Origin of the sequence: Skermanella aerolata KACC 11604 (assembly GCF_000936425.1) — a bacterium.
GTDB lineage: Bacteria > Pseudomonadota > Alphaproteobacteria > Azospirillales > Azospirillaceae > Skermanella > Skermanella aerolata.
This window is the reverse complement of record NZ_AVFK01000029.1, coordinates 26,852-47,501: the sequence shown is the minus strand read 5'-3', so window position 1 is coordinate 47,501 and position 20,650 is coordinate 26,852. Positions and strand designations below refer to the sequence as shown.

Annotated in this window: 21 protein-coding genes; 11 read left to right on the top strand and 10 right to left on the bottom strand. The window is 65.6% G+C overall.

Translation table 11 applies throughout. The features are described 5' to 3' along the window. Window positions 1–3 precede the first annotated feature (3 nt). Window positions 4–1,305 carry a lytic murein transglycosylase gene (locus tag N826_RS27145; protein ID WP_044433941.1) on the bottom strand — a complete coding sequence of 434 codons (1,302 nt, stop codon included), beginning with the start codon at window positions 1,303–1,305 and terminating at the stop codon, window positions 4–6. A gap of 332 nt (window positions 1,306–1,637) precedes the next feature. Between N826_RS27145 and N826_RS27140 the strand changes: the two genes are divergently transcribed. The 3 genes from N826_RS27140 to mobA all read left to right on the top strand — a co-directional run bounded on the left by N826_RS27140 (window position 1,638) and on the right by mobA (window position 3,368). Continuing rightward, entirely contained in the window at window positions 1,638–1,796 is a 159-nt protein-coding gene (locus tag N826_RS27140; protein ID WP_157599370.1) for a hypothetical protein, read from the top strand. A gap of 65 nt (window positions 1,797–1,861) precedes the next feature. Further along, the gene (gene fdhD, locus N826_RS27135) at window positions 1,862–2,743 is read left to right on the top strand and encodes a formate dehydrogenase accessory sulfurtransferase FdhD (protein ID WP_044433937.1); all 882 of its coding nucleotides are present in this window, start codon (window positions 1,862–1,864) and stop codon (window positions 2,741–2,743) included. Then, the gene (mobA, locus tag N826_RS27130) at window positions 2,730–3,368 is read left to right on the top strand and encodes a molybdenum cofactor guanylyltransferase MobA (RefSeq protein WP_044433935.1); all 639 of its coding nucleotides are present in this window, start codon (window positions 2,730–2,732) and stop codon (window positions 3,366–3,368) included. Before fdhD ends, mobA begins: the two co-directional genes overlap by 14 nt. A 314-nt stretch (window positions 3,369–3,682) precedes the next feature. Here mobA and xerD read toward each other — a convergent pair whose 3' ends face one another. Together xerD and N826_RS42075 are read right to left on the bottom strand one after the other, a co-directional pair. Continuing rightward, the gene (gene xerD / locus N826_RS27125; RefSeq protein ID WP_084721224.1) at window positions 3,683–4,660 is read right to left on the bottom strand and encodes a site-specific tyrosine recombinase XerD; all 978 of its coding nucleotides are present in this window, start codon (window positions 4,658–4,660) and stop codon (window positions 3,683–3,685) included. 169 nt (window positions 4,661–4,829) lie between these two features. Further along, window positions 4,830–4,970: a hypothetical protein gene (locus N826_RS42075; protein ID WP_169789421.1), complete on the bottom strand. Its 141-nt coding sequence runs from the start codon at window positions 4,968–4,970 to the stop codon at window positions 4,830–4,832. Window positions 4,971–5,244: 274 nt separating this feature from the next. On the opposite strand from N826_RS42075, the gene N826_RS27120 reads away from it, so the two are divergent. The 3 genes from N826_RS27120 to N826_RS27110 all read left to right on the top strand — a co-directional run bounded on the left by N826_RS27120 (window position 5,245) and on the right by N826_RS27110 (window position 8,253). Next, window positions 5,245–5,835 carry a shikimate kinase gene (locus N826_RS27120; RefSeq protein WP_044433932.1) on the top strand — a complete coding sequence of 197 codons (591 nt, stop codon included), beginning with the start codon at window positions 5,245–5,247 and terminating at the stop codon, window positions 5,833–5,835. A gap of 62 nt (window positions 5,836–5,897) precedes the next feature. Further along, the gene (aroB, locus tag N826_RS27115; protein ID WP_044433930.1) at window positions 5,898–7,007 is read left to right on the top strand and encodes a 3-dehydroquinate synthase; all 1,110 of its coding nucleotides are present in this window, start codon (window positions 5,898–5,900) and stop codon (window positions 7,005–7,007) included. 142 nt (window positions 7,008–7,149) lie between these two features. Further along, entirely contained in the window at window positions 7,150–8,253 is a 1,104-nt protein-coding gene (locus N826_RS27110; protein ID WP_052832128.1) for a COX15/CtaA family protein, read from the top strand. Here the strand turns inward: N826_RS27110 and N826_RS40540 are convergent. The 5 genes from N826_RS40540 to N826_RS27085 form a co-directional block, all read right to left on the bottom strand. Continuing rightward, window positions 8,237–9,625, bottom strand: coding sequence for a sensor histidine kinase (locus tag N826_RS40540; RefSeq protein ID WP_052832126.1), 1,389 nt, complete (start codon window positions 9,623–9,625; stop codon window positions 8,237–8,239). The two genes, N826_RS27110 and N826_RS40540, sit on opposite strands and share 17 nt — an antisense overlap. 5 nt (window positions 9,626–9,630) lie before the next feature. Further along, window positions 9,631–10,311, bottom strand: a complete 681-nt coding sequence (locus N826_RS27100) for a response regulator (RefSeq protein ID WP_044433928.1) — start codon at window positions 10,309–10,311, stop codon at window positions 9,631–9,633. Beyond that, window positions 10,308–10,865: a cytochrome b/b6 domain-containing protein gene (locus N826_RS27095; protein WP_044433927.1), complete on the bottom strand. Its 558-nt coding sequence runs from the start codon at window positions 10,863–10,865 to the stop codon at window positions 10,308–10,310. The genes N826_RS27100 and N826_RS27095 overlap by 4 nt, the downstream gene beginning before the upstream one ends. Before the next feature lie 2 nt (window positions 10,866–10,867). Continuing rightward, a complete protein-coding gene (locus tag N826_RS27090; protein ID WP_044433926.1) occupies window positions 10,868–11,152 on the bottom strand; it encodes a PepSY domain-containing protein in 285 nt (94 codons plus the stop codon). A 113-nt stretch (window positions 11,153–11,265) separates the two neighbouring features. Continuing rightward, entirely contained in the window at window positions 11,266–11,658 is a 393-nt protein-coding gene (locus tag N826_RS27085; protein WP_044433925.1) for a group III truncated hemoglobin, read from the bottom strand. 139 nt (window positions 11,659–11,797) lie between these two features. Here N826_RS27085 and kynU point away from each other — a divergent pair, with 139 nt between their 5' ends. Then, window positions 11,798–13,054 carry a kynureninase gene (gene kynU, locus N826_RS27080; RefSeq protein ID WP_044433923.1) on the top strand — a complete coding sequence of 419 codons (1,257 nt, stop codon included), beginning with the start codon at window positions 11,798–11,800 and terminating at the stop codon, window positions 13,052–13,054. A 33-nt stretch (window positions 13,055–13,087) separates the two neighbouring features. Further along, complete coding sequence (kynA, locus tag N826_RS27075) at window positions 13,088–13,927, top strand: tryptophan 2,3-dioxygenase (RefSeq protein WP_044433920.1); 840 nt, start codon at window positions 13,088–13,090, stop codon at window positions 13,925–13,927. A gap of 18 nt (window positions 13,928–13,945) precedes the next feature. On the opposite strand, the gene N826_RS27070 is transcribed toward kynA, so the two are convergent. Further along, window positions 13,946–15,046: a DUF1207 domain-containing protein gene (locus tag N826_RS27070; RefSeq protein WP_044433918.1), complete on the bottom strand. Its 1,101-nt coding sequence runs from the start codon at window positions 15,044–15,046 to the stop codon at window positions 13,946–13,948. Between the two features lie 318 nt (window positions 15,047–15,364). Continuing rightward, window positions 15,365–15,928: a DJ-1/PfpI family protein gene (locus N826_RS27065; RefSeq protein ID WP_044433917.1), complete on the bottom strand. Its 564-nt coding sequence runs from the start codon at window positions 15,926–15,928 to the stop codon at window positions 15,365–15,367. A 957-nt stretch (window positions 15,929–16,885) separates the two neighbouring features. Here N826_RS27065 and N826_RS27060 point away from each other — a divergent pair. From N826_RS27060 to N826_RS27050, 3 genes are all read left to right on the top strand, one after another. Further along, window positions 16,886–17,701 carry a TylF/MycF/NovP-related O-methyltransferase gene (locus N826_RS27060; RefSeq protein WP_044433915.1) on the top strand — a complete coding sequence of 272 codons (816 nt, stop codon included), beginning with the start codon at window positions 16,886–16,888 and terminating at the stop codon, window positions 17,699–17,701. A 114-nt stretch (window positions 17,702–17,815) separates the two neighbouring features. Further along, window positions 17,816–19,534 carry a glycoside hydrolase family 17 protein gene (locus tag N826_RS27055; RefSeq protein ID WP_044433913.1) on the top strand — a complete coding sequence of 573 codons (1,719 nt, stop codon included), beginning with the start codon at window positions 17,816–17,818 and terminating at the stop codon, window positions 19,532–19,534. Between the two features lie 63 nt (window positions 19,535–19,597). Next, on the top strand, window positions 19,598–20,572 hold the full coding sequence (locus N826_RS27050; protein ID WP_147040175.1) for an autotransporter outer membrane beta-barrel domain-containing protein: 975 nt from the start codon (window positions 19,598–19,600) through the stop codon (window positions 20,570–20,572). The last annotated feature ends 78 nt before the right edge of the window (window positions 20,573–20,650 follow it).

Genomic DNA, 20,650 nt, shown 5'->3' with positions numbered 1-20,650 from the left:
GCGTCAGGATGCAGGTCCTGCCGCCCGCAGCCGGTCGAGCAGCGTGCTGGACGCGAAGCCGTCGGCCGGCAGGTTCTGCGTCTTCTGGAAAGCCCGGATGGCGGCGCGCGTATTGGCGCCGATGATGCCGTCGGGGTTTCCCGCGGCATGCCCCCTGCCCCCCAGCAGGCGCTGCATCTCGAACCGCTCGTCGCGGCTGAGCGACCTTTCCTCGCGCGGCCAGCCTCCCTGGATGCCGGGCAGCCCCGCGATGCGGTCGCTCAGGTAAGCCACCGCCAGACCATAGCTGCTGGAATTGTTGTAGCGCAGGATCGAGCGGAAGTTGTTCAGCACCAGGAAAGCCGCACCGCGATAGCCCGCGGGCAGCAGGATCGAGGCGTCGGCCTGATCCGGCAGCGGCCTTGTCCCGGCGGCCTGAACTACGCCCAGGCGGCGCCATTCCGCGACCGGCTTCCGTACCGTCAGTTCGGCCTGCTCATAGTCGAAGCCCGCGGGCAGGACGACTTCCGATCCCCAGGGTTCCCCCGCTCTCCAGCCGACGTCGCGCAGGTATCCGGCCGTGGAGGCGAAGATATCGGGCAGGCTGGTCCACAGGTCGCGCCGGCCGTCGCCGTCGCGGTCGACCGCATGCCCCACGAAGGTCGTCGGAATGAACTGCGTCTGCCCCATGGCACCGGCCCAGGAGCCGATCAGGCGGTCGGGCGCTGCATCGCCCTGGTCGATGATCTTCAGGGCGGCGAGAAGCTGTTCACGGGCGAAGGCGGCCCGGCGGCCGTGCCACGCCAGGGTCGCCAGCGCCTCGACCACGTTGTACGAGCCGATATTGCTGCCGAAGTTGCTCTCCATCGCCCAGATCGCGACGATGGTTTCCGGCGGCACGCCATAGTCGCGGCTGACGGCGGCGAGCAGCGGGCGCTGGATATTAAGCTGTTCACGCCCCTTGCCGATCCGGGCGTCGTTCAGGGCGCCGTCCAGGTAGGTCCAGACCGGCCGGACGAACTCCGGCTGGCTGCCGTCCGACTTCAGCACGTCGGGCAGGATCCTCAGGCGGGTCAGGCTCCGGTCCACGGTGGCCGCGCTGATTCCCGCCGCCCTTGCCTCCACCCGGAAGTTGGCAAGCCACGACTCGAAATCGAGCTGCTCCATGACCGGATCGACCGGCGGCGCCGAGGCGGTCGCTTCGGCCGGGGACACGGCATTGGAGGCGCCGGGGTTCGGCATGGGTTCGCCGCCGGCGGTGGAACAGCCCGCTGCCGCCACGACCGCGGCAGCCAGTACCATGATATGCGAAGTCCTCAGTGCCATGCGTCGTTCCGCCGTTGCAACCCGAAGCCCTGCATAAAGCCGCCGGGCGCCGAGCACAAGCGGCCAATCCAGTTTTGGGCCGGCGGCGGGTACCTCTCCGAGTCTCACTTTCGGAGGATATCGATTCTTTTTCGAGGGATTACGTGATCTAGATCACAGTGCCGAAAGCGCTTGAATTCTATCCTTGGTCTTGCCTGAACTCGGCCGGACGGACTATGTTGCGGCGCGGCATCAGGTCGAAGCAAAATGATTTGAAGTGTTATGGTTGAGCCGATCACGAGATGAATTTGAGGTATCTTGTTTCAAGGCACCTTAAATTCTTGGGCGTGGTCATGATGGAGCAGAAGGACGGGAGCGGCAGGGGCGTCAAGATGGACAGTTTCGTCAGGGATTGGGCACGGTGGTCGGTCGGTGAGCGCTATACGGCGATTGCGGTCGTGGCGGCATCGGTTATCGGTCTGGCAAGCCATTTTCTACTTGAAATGATCTGATCCGAACCGGGCGAGCGGCGGGACGGCGCTTGCCTGAACGGGTGTGGCCGAATAGGCTCCATTCCATGGAAGAGTTCATCATCCGACCCAATCCGTCCGACCCGCGCCTGACGCAGCGGGTTACCGGCATCGATCAGACCGGAGCGCCGATCGAAACCTCGGTCACGGTCGAACGCCCCCTGACCCTGTTCCTCAACGGTCAGGAGATCGTCACGATGATGACGATCTGCGATTACCCGGAATATCTGGCGCTCGGGTATCTGCTCAATCAGAACATGCTGCGCACCGACGACCGCGTCACCGACATCGTCTACGACGACGAGATCGAGACGGTGGTCGTCCGCACCGAGCGTCCCACCGACTACGAACAGAAGCTGAAGAAGAAGACGCTGACCTCGGGCTGTGCCCAGGGAACCGTCTTCGGCGACCTGATGGAGAAGTTCGAGGACGTCCGGCTGTCCTCGACCGCCCGCATCAGGACGTCCTGGCTGGCGACACTGACCCGCAAGATCAACACGGCCCCCAGCCTCTACCTGGAAGCGGGCGCTATCCATGGCTGCGTGCTGGCGTGCGAGGACAGGCCGCTGGTCTATATGGAAGACGTCGGACGCCACAACGCGGTCGACAAGGTCGCCGGCTACATGTGGCGGCACGGGCTGACGCCGGAAGACAAGATCTTCTACACGACCGGGCGCCTGACCTCCGAGATGGTCATCAAGACGGTGCAGATGGGCATTCCGATCCTGGTTTCGCGCAGCGGCTTCACCGCCTGGGGCGTCGATCTGGCGCGGCAGGCGGGACTGACGCTGATCGGCCGGGCGCGCGGTCGCCGCTTCGTGGCGCTGGCGGGAGAAGAGCGAATCGACTTCGATCTGGCTCCCGGCGAGGGCTCCGACGAGCCCACCAGCCACCGGCGCAAGGGGAGCCGCGACGATGACGGCGAATGATGCAGGGGGAGTCGTCGGCCTGCTGCTGGCCGGCGGCCTGTCCCGGCGCATGGGCGGCGGCGACAAGACGCTGAGGCTGCTGGGCGGACGGACGATACTGGACCACATCCTCGACCGCGTGCGCCCGCAGGTCGAGCTTCTGGTGCTGAATGCCAACGGCGATCCCGACCGCTTCGCCGGCACCGGGTTGCCGGTGGCGCCCGACGTGGTCCCGGACTACGCCGGCCCGCTGGCGGGGGTCCTGACGGGGCTGGATTGGGCGGCGGAACACGCACCGGAAGCCCGCTGGGTCGCGTCCTTCGCGACGGATGCGCCGTTCCAGCCGACCGATCTGGTGGAACGACTGCTCGACGCCGTCGAGCGGGAGGGCGCCGACATGGCCTGTGCCCGGTCGGATGGCCGCGAGCACCCCGTGTTCGGCCTGTGGCCGGTACATCTGCGCCACGACCTGCGCCGCGCCATGCTGGAGGAGCAGGTCCGCAAGGTCGATGTCTGGACCGCGCGCTACCGGCTGGCGATTGCCGATTTCGACTGCGACCCGATCGATCCCTTCTTCAACACCAACCGCCCCGACGATCTCGCCGAGGCCGAGCGGTTGCTCGCCGGCGGCGCCTTCGAATCGTAATCCAATAGGAGCCGAAGAGATCGACCGACGATCCTGCCGCCATGTCGGGCTGAAGAGGCCCGACCTACGAAGCAAGCAATCTTTCTGGCCAACGCTTCGGCCATTTTACACGAGCACGCTCGCGTAGGTCGGGCCTCTTCAGCCCGACACTAACGCTCCTGACCAGTCATAGTCTTCAAAACGTATTGTACCAGGCAGTGTTTGTTGTTGGGCCACGGCCCAACCTACAGACTCCTGCTTCGTAGGTTGGGCCGTGGCCCAACACTTGCCTACCGCCGGTCAAATTCTTCGGCCCTTGGTATTGTAACCTCCCCCTACTTCGCCCCGGCAAGCTTCTTCGGGCGGGCGAGCGGGTGGTGGTCGTTGATGACGCGCTTCAGGCGGTCGCCGACGACATGGGTGTAGATCTGGGTCGTCGCGATGTCGGCGTGGCCCAGCATCTTCTGAACGCTGCGCAGGTCGGCGCCGTGGTCCAGCAGATGGGTGGCGAAGGCGTGGCGCAGGACGTGGGGGCTGACCTTGCGCGGCTCGATCCCGGCGTCGATCGCCAGTTCCTTGAGGAGCTGGGCGAAACGCTGGCGGGTCAGGTGGCCGTCCTCCGAAGTCCGCGACGGGAACAGGAACGCCGCCTGACGCTGCTCGCGCCCCGGCACCATGAAGTCCTTCCGCAGCGGGACATAGGCCGCCAGGGCGTCGCGCGCCGGTTCGGACAGCGGCACCATCCGTTCCTTGCCGCCCTTGCCCTTGACGAACAGGCAGCGGCCATCGCGGGCGATGCCGTTGAGCGGCAGGCCGACCAGTTCCGACACGCGAAGGCCGGTCGCATAGAGGACTTCCAGCAAGGCCACCAGCCGGATGCCGTCGGGCCCACCCCGGCGCTGGGCCGCCGTCAGCAGCGTGTCGACTTCGCCCTCGCTCAGGATCTTGGGCAGCGGACGGCCCTGCTTGGGGCTGTCGATGGTGGCGGCCGGATCATCGGCCCGCAGTCCTTCGGATACCAGGAAGCGGTAGAACTGGCGCAGCGCCGACAAGCGGCGCGCGATGGTCCGGACCGCCGTGCCGCCTTCGTGGCCGCTCAGGTCGTCCAGATAGCCCCTGATGTCATCGGTATTGGCGCCTTCCAGGGTGGTGTTGCGCCCGGTCAGCCACGCCGCGACGTCGATCAGGTCCCGCTCATAGGCCTGCCGAGTGTTGCTGGCTGCACCCCGCTCCGCCACCAGCATGTCGAGGAAGGCTTCGATCCGGGGCGATGCGGGTGTCTTGGGTTTACGGGGGCGTCCTGGGCGGGGCATCGACTGTACTTTCGGCTTTTATCGTCTAACCGCGTTGCACCGGCCGCTTGAATGACGGCCGCGGCGAATCAGCGCATGGAGAGTCAAGATCGGGCGCCTATGCCGGGCTGCCCCGGACAGGGACCTGGCCTTGTCCGGATCGGCGGGAACGAGCGGGCCGACAGCCCGGTCAGCGCGGGAAACGTTCATCGGGGATCACCCGCTCCACCGTCTTCGACGGGGCCGGAATTTCCCAGGTGGCCAGGAAGACCGCGCCGCCGGCGACGACGATCAGGGCCAGAACTATCAGGGCGCCGAGTAAGCGGGACATTATACCAGTCGAGGATGAGCCCGAATAAGGGCGGTTGCGAGAGCGTGCCACGGTACCGTCATTGATAGTGGAGAAGACGAAATACCTTGTGTTAAGGACACTCATGTCCTTTTTTAGGCGGTGTTGGAACCTTCGGCAAAAAGGAGCCTGATCGCGCCCTGCGGCGGATCATGTACCTGTCCAAAGGTTAAACGCGGTGTACTGTAGCCATACCTTATTCACAGCGCAACATCAGCGGTTGCTAAACCGTGTCGCAGAGGATCCTGTCGCTTCGATGATCGCCCATCAGCCCCTCGCATCGCAGCATCCGGCGACTCCCCGCCTGGTAGTGCCCCGGACAGTGGTGCTGGTTGGTCTGATGGGAGCGGGCAAGACCAGCATCGGCCGCCGGCTGGCGGCACGCCTGGACCTCCAGTTCCGCGACGCCGACCACGAGATCGAAACGGCGGCCGGCCGCACGATCGAGGAGATCTTCGAGCAGTTCGGCGAGGCGGAGTTCCGCGCCGGCGAGCGCCGCGTGATCGGCAGGCTGCTTCAGGAGAATCCACCGCATATCCTGGCCACCGGGGGCGGCGCCTATATGGACGACCACACGCGCGGCCTGATCCGCACCCACGGCATCTCGGTCTGGCTGCGGGCCGAGGTGGACGTGCTGCTGGCGCGGACCTCCCGGCGCAACAACCGCCCGCTGCTCAAGCAGGGCAACCCGCGCGAGATCCTGGGCCGGCTGATCGCCTTGCGCTATCCGGTATATGCCGAAGCCGACATCACCGTGGACAGCATCGAGGCGCCGCCGGAAGAAACGGTGGAGCGGGTGCTGAAGGCGCTGGAGACATGGCCGGGCGTGACCAGGACGGCCGGGTGAAAACCCGCCCGCCCGGCGGTCGGGTGGCCCATAAGAATAAACCAACTGAAAAGAGCCCAATCATGCAGGATATCGTCCGCGTCGATCTGTCAGAGCGCAGCTACGACATCGTGATCGGTCCGGGGGCGATCAAGCAGGCGGGTGCGCGCATCGCTCCGCTGATCGGCCGGCGTCCCGTCATCATCGTCACCGACGATACGGTGGCCCCGCTCCACCTGCCGTCGCTGGAAGCGGCGCTGGAAAGCGCCGGCGTGCGCCGCAACGGCCCGGCGATCATCCTCCCCGCGGGCGAGAAGACCAAGAGCTTCGCCCATCTGGAAGCCCTACTGGACGAGATGCTCGGCCGCGGGATCGAGCGTTCCACGGTGCTGATCGCCCTTGGCGGCGGCGTGGTCGGCGATCTGGTCGGGTTCGCCGCCGCGATATCATTGCGCGGGCTCGACTTCATCCAGATCCCGACGACGCTGCTGGCCCAGGTGGACAGTTCGGTCGGCGGCAAGACCGGCATCAACACCCGGCAGGGCAAGAACCTCGTCGGGTCGTTCCACCAGCCCCGGCTGGTGCTGGCCGATACCTCGGCGCTGGCCACCCTGCCCCGCCGCCACGTGCTCGCCGGCTATGCCGAGGTCGTGAAGTACGGCCTGATCGACGACCTGGACTTCTTCGAATGGCTTGAGCAGCACGGCACCGCCGTCTGCGCCGGCGACACCGAGGCCCTCGTGCGCGCCGTCACCGTGAGCTGCGCCGCCAAGGCCGCCATCGTCGGCCAGGACGAGCGCGAATCCGGCCGCAGGGCGCTGCTGAACTTTGGCCATACCTTCGGCCACGCGCTGGAAGCGGCGGTCGGCTACGACAACCGCCTGCTCCACGGCGAAGCGGTGGCGCTGGGCATGGGGATGGCGTTCGACCTTTCGGCCCGGCTGGGTCTCTGCACCGGCCAGGAAGCCATCCGGGTACGCCGCCACTTCGAAGCGATCGGCTTGCCGACCAAGCTCGGTCAGGTCGAAGGCGTCGAGTGGGACACGGTCGAGCTGCTGGGACACATGGCCAAGGACAAGAAGGTCCAGGACGGCAAGATCACCTTCGTGCTGGCGCGCGGCATCGGCCGGGCCTTCACCGCCCGCGACATCGACAGCGCCGAAGTGGCCGCCGTCTTGGATGCCGCGGTATGAATGAGAAGCGTCTGGATGCCACATGCGACCTGTGGTCGCGGTATCGCATCCTATCGGATGTTTGACCAAGCGGATGTTTGACGGGGGACCGGCGCGCGCCACATAGAGCGGTATTATCGCGCCTCCTTCGGCCAGCCGGTAAATGGCCGCCAGAAAAGAATGGGTCAAAGCCTTGTCGTCCGTCACCTATCCCGCCTCGCGCGATGCCGAGGCCAGTGCCGCTCCGGCGTCGCGCGCCATAGCCTTCTGGCTGCTGATCTGCTGCGGCATGGTATTCGCCATGGCGGTGATCGGAGCGATCACCCGGCTGACCGAGTCGGGCCTGTCGATGGTGGAATGGAAGCCGCTGATCGGCATGCTGCCGCCCCTGTCGGCGGAGGAGTGGAACCGCGTGTTCGGCCTGTATCAGGCAACTCCCGAATACCGCTACGTCAATGCCGGGATGTCGCTGGAAGAGTTCAAGCACATCTTCTTCTGGGAGTGGTTCCACCGGTTCTGGGGCCAGTTGATCGGCTTCGCCTTCCTGCTGCCCTTCCTGTGGTTCTGGGCGACCAAGCGCATCCCCAAGGGGATGATGCCCAAGCTGCTGGGGTTGTTCCTGCTCGGCGGCCTCCAAGGCGGCATCGGCTGGTTCATGGTGGTCAGCGGTCTGGTCGACCGGCCCTCCGTCAGCCATTACCGGCTGGCGCTGCACCTGGGCATGGCCTTCATCATCTTCGCGGTGATGCTGTGGATCGCCCTGGGCCTGCTCGACCCCAAGCCGGCGTCGAGCGGCAGCACCAAAGCTCCGGCGCTCCGCCGCCATATCGGGATGGCGCTGGGTCTGGTCGCGGTCACGGTCGCCTGGGGCGCCTTCGTCGCCGGGCTGGACGCCGGCATGATCTACAACACCTGGCCGCTGATGGGCGGGCATCTGGTGCCTGAGGACATGTGGTTCCTCGACCCGGCGGCCTTGAACTTCGTGGAGAACCACGCCGCCGTCCAGTTCACCCACCGCTGGCTCGCCATCGTCACCGGCGTCGTGGTGCTGGCCCTGTGGTGGAGGACGGTCCGCAGCGACCTCAGCCCGCGCGGCCACCTGATCGGTCATGCGACCGGCGCCATGATGGTGCTTCAGATCGTGCTCGGCGTCGCGACCTTGATCAGCGTCGTCGCGATCCCGCTGGCGGCAGCCCATCAGGCCGGCGCCCTCACCCTGATCGCCCTGCTGATCTGGCTGCGCCACGAGGTCAAGGCGGTTCGCTGAAAGGTCCCTGATCGGGAAAAACCAGGCGGAAAAGGGTTCCGCCGCCAGGGCGGTCGGCGACGGTGACGGAACCGTCATGGATCTCCATCGTCTTGGCGACGATGGCCAGCCCCAGGCCGGCGCTGCCGCGCGTCCGCCTGTCCCCCTGGGCGAACCGGTCGAACAGGTCCCGGCGCAAGGCCGGGTCGATGCCCGGTCCCTGGTCGCATACCTCGATCACGGGACCCGGCCCGGCGCTGACCGTTATCAGCGATCCCTTGGGCGCCGCGCGCAGCGCATTGTCCACGAGGTTGCGGACGGCGCCCGCGATGGCGTCCCGATGGCCCTGGATGATGGAAGCGCTTTGGTCCCGGAATTCGGTTTCGCGGCCCCGGTCCAGCGCGATTGGGGCCAATTGCTGGACGACGCCGCGTCCGACTTCGGCCAGATCGACATCGGTCGGAGGTTCCGCCGACATTCCCTCGATCTGGGCGACGCGGAGCAACTGGTCGACCAGCCGGGACATCGCCTGGATGTCGCTCTTGGCCGCCTCCGCCGCCGGTCCGCCGATTTCGTCCAGTTGCAGCAGCAGCACGGCCAGGGGGGTGCGCAGTTCATGCGCCACGTTGGCCGTGAACTCGCGCTGGAAGCGCAGCACCTCGTCCGCCCGGCCCAGCGCCGCGTTGACGGCGCCGACCAGCGCATGGACCTCCCGCGGGAGATCGTCGCCGGCCGACAGCCGCAGCCCGCCGCGCCGGGCGTCCAGGACGGCGGCCTCTCCGGCGGCCCGTGCCAGCGGAAGCAGGCTTCGGCGCACGGCATAGACGTTGACGGCCAGCAGCAGCAGGGCAAGCGGCACCATCGGGATCGCGACATGATCGACGACCTCGTGCAGCAGCGCCACCCAGGCGAGCCGGTCCGGATCGGAGGCGATGGCGATGGCGATCAGCAGGCCCGGCGCTATGCGGTCGAAGCGCTGGACGAGGACGCGGGTTTCGCCCTGCGGTCCGGGCACGACGCGCCAGAACAGGTCGGGCGCCGTCGCAGGCTCGGGCAGCATCACCGTGAACAGATCGGGATTCATGCCCGCGACTTCGGCTCCATCGGCATCGACGACCCGGAAGGCATAGGCTGCCCTGTGATCCCGGTAACGTTCTACATGCTCCTCCGGCAGGGCCAGGACGGGCCGTCCCTCGGGTCCGATCCCGATATGGCCGGCGATCCGTTCCGCCTCGTTCGCCGCGACCCGGACACCCAGCCGCCTGCCGTCCCAGCCGTAATGCATCGCGACCAGAACGACCTGCGCCACCATCAGCAGCCCGGCCGCCAGGATCAGCCGGCGCGTGATCAGCCGGGTGACCGAAGGCCGCTGTGCCGGCCGTGCCGACGGCATCCGCATCACGGCGCCACGGCGGGCCGCAGCAGGTAGCCGACGCCCCTGACCGTATGGACGGTCACGTCGGCCGCCGCGTCCGACAGACGCCGCCGCAAGCGGGAAACATGGGCCTCCAGGGCATTCGGCGTCACCTCGTCGTCGAAACCGTATAATCGTTCCTCCAGCACCGCGCGCGGCACGACTTGGCCGGAGCGGCGAAGCAGCACTTCGAGCAGGTCCGTCTCCCGGCGCGGCGCGTCGATCTGGCTGCCGGCGACCGCGACCTGCCGCGACGTCGTGTCGAGCGTGACGTTGCCGGCCGCGAGCACGGTCGAGAGAGCCGCCCCCGGACGCCGCAGGACGGCGCGGCAGCGCGCCAGCAACTCGTCCATCTCGAACGGCTTGACCAGATAGTCGTCGGCACCGGTATCCAGTCCGGCCACCCGATCGGTCAGGCCGCCCCGCGCGGTCACGACCAGGACGGGGACGTCCCGGCTGCCTCGGCGGAACCGCTTCAGCCAGTCCATCCCGTCCCCATCGGGCAGGCCCAGATCCAGCAGGATCAGGTCGTAGTCCACCGTGTCCAGGGCGGCTTCCGCATCTTCCAGCAGGTCGAAGACATCGACCGTGAACCCGCCACGCGACAACCCGCCCCTCATCAGGGACGAAAGACGCTCGTTGTCCTCGACCAGCAAGACCCTCATGCCCGTTTCCGGCCCGTGACCATCGCCCACACCAAGTTCTCGCGGTGACGCATGCTCTCGTACAAGGCGGCGCCGGCATGGATCAGCGCCAGCCATAGTATCGCGTCGGCCGTGACCTCGTGAAGCTCCTCGACCCACTCGACGCCCCAGAAAGCGTCCAGTGTCGCCATCCAGCCGGTGATGCTGACGGCGGCGAGCAGCGCCATCAGCACCACCATCATGACGGCGGCGGCCGGGTTATGACCGACCTGACGCGGCTCCCGCCCCTGGGCCATCAGGGTCAGGTACTCGGCCAGCCGGCGCGGTCCCGGCACGAAGTCGCTGAACCGGGCGTAGCGGGTCCCGACGAAGCCCCAGACCAATCGGACTACCAGCACCGCCGCCACGGCATAGCCGATGACCTCATGCGCCCGCCCGCCGTCCTCCACGATGAAGAGGTTGGCGAGGCACCCCGCCACCACCGTCCAATGAAAGATGCGGACGACGGGGTCCCATACCGATACCGAGCCTGCCGATCCAGGTCCTCCCGATACCGAGCCCTCGGCGGCATTCATGGTCAGCCCCCGATTTCCGATTTGACGATGGAGCCGTTGACCGGGTTGAAATAGACCTCGGCCTTCCTGCCGTCCTTGTCGTGGCCGTAGATTTCGTAGCAGTTGCCGCTGGTCGTCTTGAAGGTGCGGATGTCCTTGAAGCCCATCTCGGCGATCTTCTGCTTCATCGCCTCTTCGGACAGCCATTTGTCCTTGGCCTCGCCGGTGCACTTCGGTCCGGCCAGCGCCGGGCCGGCGGCGAGGGCGAGCGCCAGGGATACGGTCAGGAGGAGTGTCGTGCGGTTCATGTCGGTTGCCTCGTGTCTGGCAGGCCGTGCGGCCCGCCGTGGTTGTTTCACGAGAGGGACACTAGCCGCGCAACCTGACGTATCGCTGACATGAGCGCCGGAATTCGTACCCGTCAGGAACGGTTGACGACCACGGCCTCAGGCCGGAAGAACAGTCCGAGCTTCAGGCTTTCGGCGATGCGGTTGGCTCGCTCCAGGAAGCGGGCCGCAAGGTCCGGCTCGAACATCTCCGTGACGGTCCGCTCGAACAGGACCAGCCAGCGGGAAAACAGCTCGGGCCGCAGGTCCGGGATGCGCATGTGCGCTTGCATCGGACTGCCGTGATAGGTGCCCGACTTCAGCATGACGGAGGACCAGAACCGGTACATGGTGGTCAGGTGCCTGTCCCAGTGGCCGGCGACGATCCCCTCGAAAACCGGCCCGAGCTCCGCGTCCTCGCGGATGCGGTCATAGAAACGGTCCACCAGAGTGACGATATTGTCGTCGGTGACGCTGTCGAACTTCATCTCACATCCCGCGTTTCCAAAGCCTGGAGCGCCAGCTTCGCACGCGAACGATAACATGTGCAAGTTATGCATCTTTGCTGTGTCACTTGGCCGCTCCCCGGCATCCAGCCGGTGAGCGGTCCCAGGAAAGGGAAAGCCGATGACCGGAGTGGATCTGGACAGCATCGACCTCAAGCACTGCGAGGCGCTGGACGCGGCGGACCCGCTTGCCCGCTTCCGGGAGCGGTTCGCGCTGCCGGATGGTGTGATCTACCTGGACGGGAACTCGCTGGGAGCGCTCCCCAAGACGGCGCTCGACCGGACGGCCGAGGTCGTCGGGCGGGAATGGGGCGAAAGCCTGATCCGGGGCTGGACGGCTCATCGCTGGATCGACCTGCCGCGCATCGTCGGCGACAAGATCGGCCGGCTGACCGGAGCTGAACCCGGTGAGGTGCTGGTCGCCGACTCGACATCGGTCAACCTGTTCAAGTTGATGGCTGCGGCTCTTCGGCTGCGGCCGGAGCGCCGGGTCATCCTGTCGGAACGCTCCAACTTCCCAACCGATCTCTACATTGCCGAAGGGTTGATCGAGCTGCTGGGCGGCCGGCACGAGCTGCGGCTGGCCGATGGAACAGACATCGAGGGTGCCATCGACGACGATACCGCGCTGGTATCCCTGACCCACGTCAACTACCGGACCGGCGCCCTTCACGACATGGCGGCGATCACGGCACGGGCTCACCGGGCCGGAGCGCTGGTCCTGTGGGATCTGGCGCACAGCGTCGGCGCCGTCCCGGTAGACCTGAACGGCGCCGGGGCCGACTTCGCGGTCGGCTGCGGCTACAAGTACCTCAACGGCGGACCGGGAGCGCCCGCCTTCCTGTTCGCAGCACGGCGCCATCACGCGGAGTTGCGCCCTGCCCTGTCCGGCTGGATGGGGCATGCCGCGCCCTTCGCCTTCGAGACCGGCTATCGTCCGGCGCAAGGCCTTGAGCGGATGCTGACCGGAACGCCCTCGGTCATCGGCCTCGCAGCCCTTGAAGTAGGGGTCGACCTGATGCTGGAGGCCGACGGGGCGGCGCTGCGGGCCAAGTCCATGACCCTGGGTCGCCTGTTCGCGAAGCTGGTCGAACGGCGATGCGGCCGGTACGGCTTCCGGCTGGCCTCGCCTGCCGACGAGGCCAGCCGCGGCAGCCAGATCTGCTTTGCCCACGAACACGGATACCCGATCGTGCAGGCCCTGATCGCGCGCGGCGTGATCGGGGACTTCCGGGCACCGGACATCCTGCGCTTCGGCTTCGCACCGCTCTATGTCGGCCATGCCGACATTTGGCACGCGGTCGACCATCTGGTCACCGTGATGGAGTCGAGAGAATGGGACCGACCGGAGTTCCAAACGCGTGCATCGGTCACCTGAAGCCCCTTACCCGAACAGGGAGCATGAACCACCATGGCGAAGATCCCAGACGAGGAGGCGGCCGGCGTCCATACCGACTTCGCCGCATCGATGAGCTACGGCGATTACCTGAAGCTCGATCCCCTGCTCGCCTGTCAGCAGCCGGTATCCGATCAGCATGACGAGATGCTGTTCATCGTCATCCATCAGGCGACCGAGCTTTGGCTGAAGCTGGCGATCCACGAGTTGAAGGCGACCATATCGGGGCTGGAACACGACGATCTCCAGCCCGCTTTCAAGAACCTCGCCCGCGTTTCCCGGATACAGAGCCAGTTGATCCAGTCCTGGGACATCCTGTCGACCCTGACGCCGACGGACTACCTGAAGTTCCGCGACAAACTAGGGCAGTCGTCCGGCTTCCAGTCCCACCAGTACCGGATGATGGAGTTCCTGCTCGGAAACAAGCGGGCCGCGATGCTGGCTCCGCACCGGCACCGTCCCGACCTGCATGCGGCGTTGAAGGAGGCGCTGGAAGGACCCAGCCTGTACGACGCGACGATCGGGCTCCTGGCGCGGCGCGGCTTCGCGATAGCGCCCGAAGTACTGGCGCGCGACCAAGCGACGCCCCATCGCAGCGATCCCAGCGTCCTGGCGGCCTGGACCGTGATCTACCGGAACACCGCCGCGCACTGGGACCTGTACCAGTTGGCCGAGGAACTGGTGGACCTGGAAGATTGGTTTCAGCAATGGCGGTTCCGCCATATGACCACGGTCAAGCGGATCATCGGCTTCAAGCGCGGAACCGGCGGGACGGCGGGAGTGGGCTACCTGCGCCACGCGCTCGACACGACCTTCTTCCCCGAACTGTGGGAGGTCCGCACCGAGCTTTCGTGACGCAGGCGCGTCCGTTCCTCAGTCCAGCTGAACGTTTACCCCGAAGCCGATATATTCCAGCTTCCGGGAGTAGAACTGACCGTTCGGGTTCGAACCGTTGTAGTATTCCGCAAGCAGCCGGATACGCCGGGGATTGAGGAAGGTGCTTTCCAGCTGGACGCCGGCGCGGAGCGACAGGTCCATGTCCCAGTCCGACTCTTCCCTGAACTTCAGATCGGCGGCGGCGATCGGCCGGAGGTGACCGCCGGCGAAGGTTTCGCTGCTCTCATATTCCACGCCGGCCTGGGTGCCCCAGGGCTTCAGGTCGGAGGGTTCCTGGTCGAACAGATAGCTGAAGCCGCCATAGACACGGAACTCCTCGCCGATGTCGTAGGACGCCAGCGCTTCCACCGCCTCGTAGCTCAGGTTGATCCGGCGCGACTGGTCGATCCCTTCCCGCAGCAGGAACTCGTCGCCCAGGTGCGAGCTCTGGTGATAGACGCGCCCAAGCACCGAGAAATCGCCGATCCGGTAGGAAATCGGGATGCCGACCCAGTAGTCGGCGTTGATCAGGTCGAGACTGTCGCTGTTCAGGTCGAAGATGGAGAACACCGCCGCCTGGAACCCGATTTCCCAGCGTCCGCCGAACAAACTGTTGCGATAGAGAGAGAAGGTCTCGCCGAAGCTGACTGCCCCGGCGTGCTCGACATCAGGATCGTCCGTAAAGTAGCGGTAGGCCGCCGAGAAGCGCGGCCAGCGCGGATCGGCCATCAGCGGCTCGAACAGGTTAGATCGCGGCAGCACCTGACCGCCCTCGTCCTGCGTGACGGCGGTCGCGGGAGGCGGCGCGCCGTCGGGCCGGCCGGCCGCGGCGGGAGCAGCCGGAGCCAGACCGGGAGCGGCCGTGGCCGGCACCGAGGCTTCGCGCACCCGCACGTCGGTCACGCCCGGAATCTCGGACAAGGCGGTGCGCAGGCGCGGACCGGCGGACGATTGCAGGGTCGCGGCATCGACTTGGACGACCCCGCCCGACACGGTGACCTTCGACGCGGCAAGCCCGAACTCGCGCTGGAGGACGGCGGCGGCATAACCCGCGATGAACGCATCGTCGGGCGCCTGGGCCGACGCCGGCTCGGGCATGCCGCCAAACGCCAGCAGAGCAGTAAGGCATGTTGCGGCAACCAGACGGTGCCGACGGGGAAAGTACGGGATCACGGGCTTTTCGTCTCCGGCTTCAGGGCGCCGCCCGCTCTATCGATGGGTCGGATGGCAGGCTGCGGCGGAGAAACACGCAGGCACGCCGAAGGCTCCCCGTGGTTTTGGAAAAGTCTCTCCTGCGATCATCCCGCCACTTTGCCCGGCCACCTGCTTGCCCGACCGTCCGTCGAAGACACGAAAAACGCCGCGATCCAATGGATGCGGCGTTTTTTGACAGATTTTGACGACCGTGCCTGAGCGTCAGGCGGCCTTCTTTACCTGGGCAGCGTCGGTGAAGGACTTAACCAGCTGGTCGACGAAGGCCTGAAGGTTGTCGAGACCGTCGGCGGTCACGAGGGCCTTGTCGATCGTGATCGGCTCTTCGCTCCAAACGGCGCCGGCAGCTTCGAGAGCTTCGCGCACGGCCGGGGAACCGGTGAGAGTGCGGCCCTTGACCTTCTGGGCTACCGCCAGGAGGCTGACGCCATCGTCGATCGCCGCGACCGGCTTGCCGCCGTCCATGAAGCTGCTGACGATGCGGCGGATATGCGGGTTGGCGGCCAGCTTGGCCACGCTACGCTCGCCGCCCGGCAGAATCAGCATGTCGAAATCGGCGGCGAGAACCTCGGCGATCTGCTGATCAACCGGAAAATAGTGACCCCAGGCTTTGCCATGCCAGCCGTTGACCAATCCCTGTTCGGGAGAAAGCACCTTAAGAGTGGCGCCGGTCTTGAGCAGGGCACGCTGGGGCTCGGTCATCTCGGTCTCTTCGAAACCGTTAGCCACCAGGATGGCGATGGTCTTTCCCGCGAGCGGCTGATCCATCAAAGCAATCCTCCATTGGTTGTGTCGAATATCGTCGGGCGCCTCAAGCCCGCTAAAGCAGCGTGGGCAACCCGGTGGATCACAGTGCCATCCGTTACAACTCGCAGCGAAGTCCGCCAGGAAGCGGTTCGATCCACCGGACCCAAAACAGGGACAATAACCCGGTCAACGCGCGATATGCGGATACCTGTGACACGGTCACCCTAACAGGAGGGAAACCGCAGCCGGGGTGCGAAAGGCACCGTCAAGCTTTTCAAAGCATGGTCGTTAAGTGGCGACTTTCCCTCTTTAAGTCAATGCCTAATTCCTCATCTGATTCCGCGCCGCAGCGAATGAGTGTGCGCCGCAGCGAATGAGTGTGCGCCGCATGACGCGTCGTAGTCGTCCAGGCGGCGTCATGATCAAGTCCAGGTGCGGCAAGGCTTGCACTGGAGAATGGGCACGGTGTGATTTGCGCATATGAGCTGCGCGGGAGACGCATCGTCACGAACGCATGGCGGGTAAATCGCAAGCCGTGACGACAACAGGAAGTTTCACGGAACCGGAGGACGGCATGCCCGGTTCAAGCAATTGGGACGATGCCGGATGCGACATACCCCGATCGATCTTCTTAAACGGCGTTCGGACCTGACCGAGCGGGGAGACCAAAGATACGCAAAAAGTATGTGCTCGGCGATAAACGTATTCACAGCGAACTTCAGCACCAGCCTACTTATATATCGATATAGGCAAGAACCTCATTTCACCCCGAACTTTCTCTCAATTTTGTCCCACAATGACCAGTATTAAAGACTAGAGGCGAGCACAGCAGCTTTACTAAAATTTTTTCAAGTTGGTCAATAACCACTTTGCGCCTACTCTTGAGGCACGTCAAATAAACACTGGCGCTTGTGCATCCAATATGGTTTTTATTGGTTAATGAGACTTGATGAAACGAAAGACAGGAACCTGGCTCCGATGACGGTCCAAGACAATCATGCTGCCCGGCCCCTGGGCGTTGAGCGTTTCAACACGCCTTTCTACCGCCTGCTGAGGACACTGGGACTGTTTGGGCCGTCCCGTAAGGTCAACCGGTGGCTCTACCGGGTGCGGACCCAACGGCGTGCGCTCGCGGGTCAGGGACTCGTCCCCGAGCAGAAGCTCACGGCCAGCTTCGTCGATGCGATCCAGCGGCTGCGCGATCTGAACGGCAGCGAGAACATCGGCGATTATCTGGAATTCGGCGTCTGCTACGGCTCGTCGATGGCCTGCATGCACGATGCGCTGGTCAAGACGGACACCAAGGGCGTCCGGCAGTTCGGGTTCGACAGCTTCGAAGGGCTGCCGCCGGAGACCGATTTCCAGGACAACAACATCTGGAGCAGCGGCCAGCTCGCCTCCTCGATCGAGTTCGCCCACAAGCTGCTGACGCGGCGTGGCGTGGACTGGAAGAAGACCTTCCTGATCAAGGGCTGGTTCAAGGACACGATGACGCCCGAACTGGTCGAAAAGCACCAGATGAGACATGCCGGGGTCATCATGGTCGATTGCGACATCTACACCTCGGCCCGCGATTCGCTGGCCTTCGTCGAGCCGATGATCGGCGACTACGCTGTCATGCTGTTCGACGACTGGCATGCCGGCGGCCTGGCCGAACAGAACCTGGGCGAGAAGCGGGCGTTCGACGAGTTCCTGCGGCGCAACCCTGACATCGAGACCGAAGAGCTGCCGGCCTATAACGAGAACTCCGCGATCTTCGTACTGAAGCGAAAGAAGCCGGCTCCCGCCGTCTGATCGGGCGCCGATCTTACCGGCTACGGCGACACCAAGCGGCCCGCGAGGAACGACGATCCTCGCGGGCCGTTTTTCCATGCCGGTGACGGGCGAATTCGTGTAGATATCGCCGTCATGCGTGTATTCCTCCTTATCGCCGTTCTGGCCGCCGCCGTCCTGGGCAATTTCGCCCTGTGGGCGCTTCCCAACCGTCCCCAGCCGCTCGAGCCGCCTCCCGGCGGCAAGCTCCAAAGCGTGTCCTTCGCGCCGTTCCGCGACGGGCAGAGTCCGCTGACCATGGTCTACCCGACGAAGGCCCAGATCGACGAGGATCTGAAGCTGCTGAAGGACGAGGTCATGTCGGTGCGGACATACACCAGCCGCGAGGGGCTGGAGCATGTTCCGGAACTCGCCCGGAAATACGGCATCAAGGTGATGCAGGGCGCCTGGATTGGCAGCAAGCCGATCCTGAACGAGGAAGAGGTCCTGGCGCAGATCCGCCTCGCCAACAAGTATCCCGACGTGATCGATAAGGTGATCGTCGGCAACGAGGTGCTGCTGCGCAACGACCGCACGGTCGATCAGCTCATCGAGTACATCCGGTACGTCAAGGCGCATGTGAAGCAGCCGGTGACCTACGCCGATGTCTGGGAGTGGTGGCTGAAGTATCCGCAGGTGGCGGATGAAGTCGATTTCATCACGATCCACCTGCTGCCCTACTGGGAGGACATCCCGACCAGCGTCGAAGGCGCCGAGGAGCGCATCCTCGAAGCCTACAGGGAGATCCACGAGCGCTTTCCCGGCAAGCCGATCCTGGTCGGCGAAGTCGGCTGGCCGACCGCCGGACGAACTCGCGGGCCGGCGGAAACCGGTCTGGTCAACAAGGCGCGCTTCATCAACCAGTTTGTCCGCATGGCCGAGCGCGAGGGCTTCCAGTACAACATCGTCGAAGCCTTCGACCAGGGCTGGAAATCGGCGAACGAGGGCACCGTCGGCGCCAATTGGGGCCTCTACTCGACCGACAGGGAACGCAAGTTCTCGCTGGCCGGTCCGGTGGTCGAGAACCCTTACTGGGTCCGCCACTTCGCATTGTCGAGCGGTCTCGCCGTCCTGGCCGTCCTGATCGCCGCCGCGACGACGCCGGGGCTGGTATCCAGGCTGCGGCCCGGCCGGGCGATCCTGCTGGCCCTGCTGGCCCAGGGCATGGCGAGCGCCCTGGTCCTGGCGGCCCATGTCGCCTGGACCGAAACCTACTACACGTTCGAGACGATCCGCGCGGCGCTGCTGTTCGCGCTGGAAGCCGTACTGGCGGTGGCCATCCTCGAATCGGCGGCGCGGCTGCTGACCGATCCTTCCGGCAAAAGCACCGGCCGGTTCGCCCATCTGGGCGACGCCGCGGCCACCCTGATGGCCACCGTCGCCGTCGTCGCGACAGCGCTGCTGGTGTTCGACGGGCGCTACCGCGACTTCCCGGTCCCCGACTATCTCGTGCCGGGACTGGCTTTGCCGGCATTGGGGCTGATCCGGGTCGTGCTACAGGGCGGTGGCGCCAAAGCCTTCACGGTGTATGGCGCCCTGACCGGCCGGCCGGGCGGGCCGACCCCGGCGCCTGCCAGTTCCGGACAGCCGCTTTCCCTCTCCGAAGTGGCGAAAGCGGCCCCCGCCGCGATGGCAATCACAGTGCTGCTTCTGCTCGGCGCGGTCGGGATAGTGATTCGCGAAGGCACCGGGAATACCGAGGCATTGCAGTGGGCGGGCCTCCTCGTGATGACGTCGATCCCGTTCGCGGCGGCTCTGCTGGTGGCCCGCGGTGGCGTTTCGAAGTCCGAAGACATTTTATCAGCATCTCATTAACCATATCAAAACCCGACCCGACGACCCTGTCCTTCCAGTTACGGAGGACAGGAGGGGGCCGGGATGCCTCGGTGGATTTCATCTATACCAGCGCGGCTGACGGCAGCCGCCGTCGCATTGGGCTGCACGGCTTCATCCCGAGCCGAGCCCGTCGTCGACATCAACAGCGCGGTCGCGGCCGCCGGACAGCAGACGCGGGCGGTCATCGCCCGCCTCAACGACCTTCACGCCTCGCATGCCGGCGGGGCGCCCAATGGCGGCATCCGCACCGAAAGGCTGCGGCTGGAGTTCGACGAGAAGCAGGTGCCGCTGCGCGCCTTCTCCCGCTTCATGCCGTCGCTGCTGAAGGATGACCGGACCGGCCCGATTGGGAGCTTCTTCAGCGGCAGCGCCCGGCTGGCCCAGAAAGCCGGACGCCACCAGAACGGCGAGACCTATCTGGAAACGCCCGGGCTGACGGCCGGGGCCGACATGCAGGTCGGCCAGCACAGTTCCATCGGCGTTGCCGGCGGCTATATCGCCACGGCCGAAAAACTGTCGGGCCGCAGCCTTGCGGTCTACGGCGCCCATATGGTCAATCCCGGCCTGACCCTCGACGCCATCGCCGGCACCGGCGATCTGTCGTTCTCGTCCGCGCAAGGGGATGCGGGCGGAGCGGACAAGGGCAACCTGCTGTTCGGCGGGATCGGGATGCGGCAGGAAGCGAGGTTCGGCGACAGCCTGGTGCTGGCGGCCCTGACCCGCTTCAACTATGCCTCCGCCAATGCCGAGATGGCCCATGCATCGGGCGAGATGGCGACCGGTACGCTCGGCATACAGGCCAGCTACCGCATCGACTACCTGTGGGGAACGCTGACGCCGCGCGCCGGGATCGAGCATATCCAGGAAATGGCCGACACGGCTGTACAGCCGACGGTGACCAGCATCCGCTTCGGCCTGACGGCCCTTCACCGCGACGGCGGCATCCTGACGATCGATCACTCCACTACCCAGACCCGCGACCACACGGTACGGGCGGCCTTGAAGATGAAGTTCTGAACCGCAGACTTCCCGGTTCAAGATGTCGCGCCGGCACATGGCGCTTGGTGACATCGGGGTGATGGATCATTCTCGCGT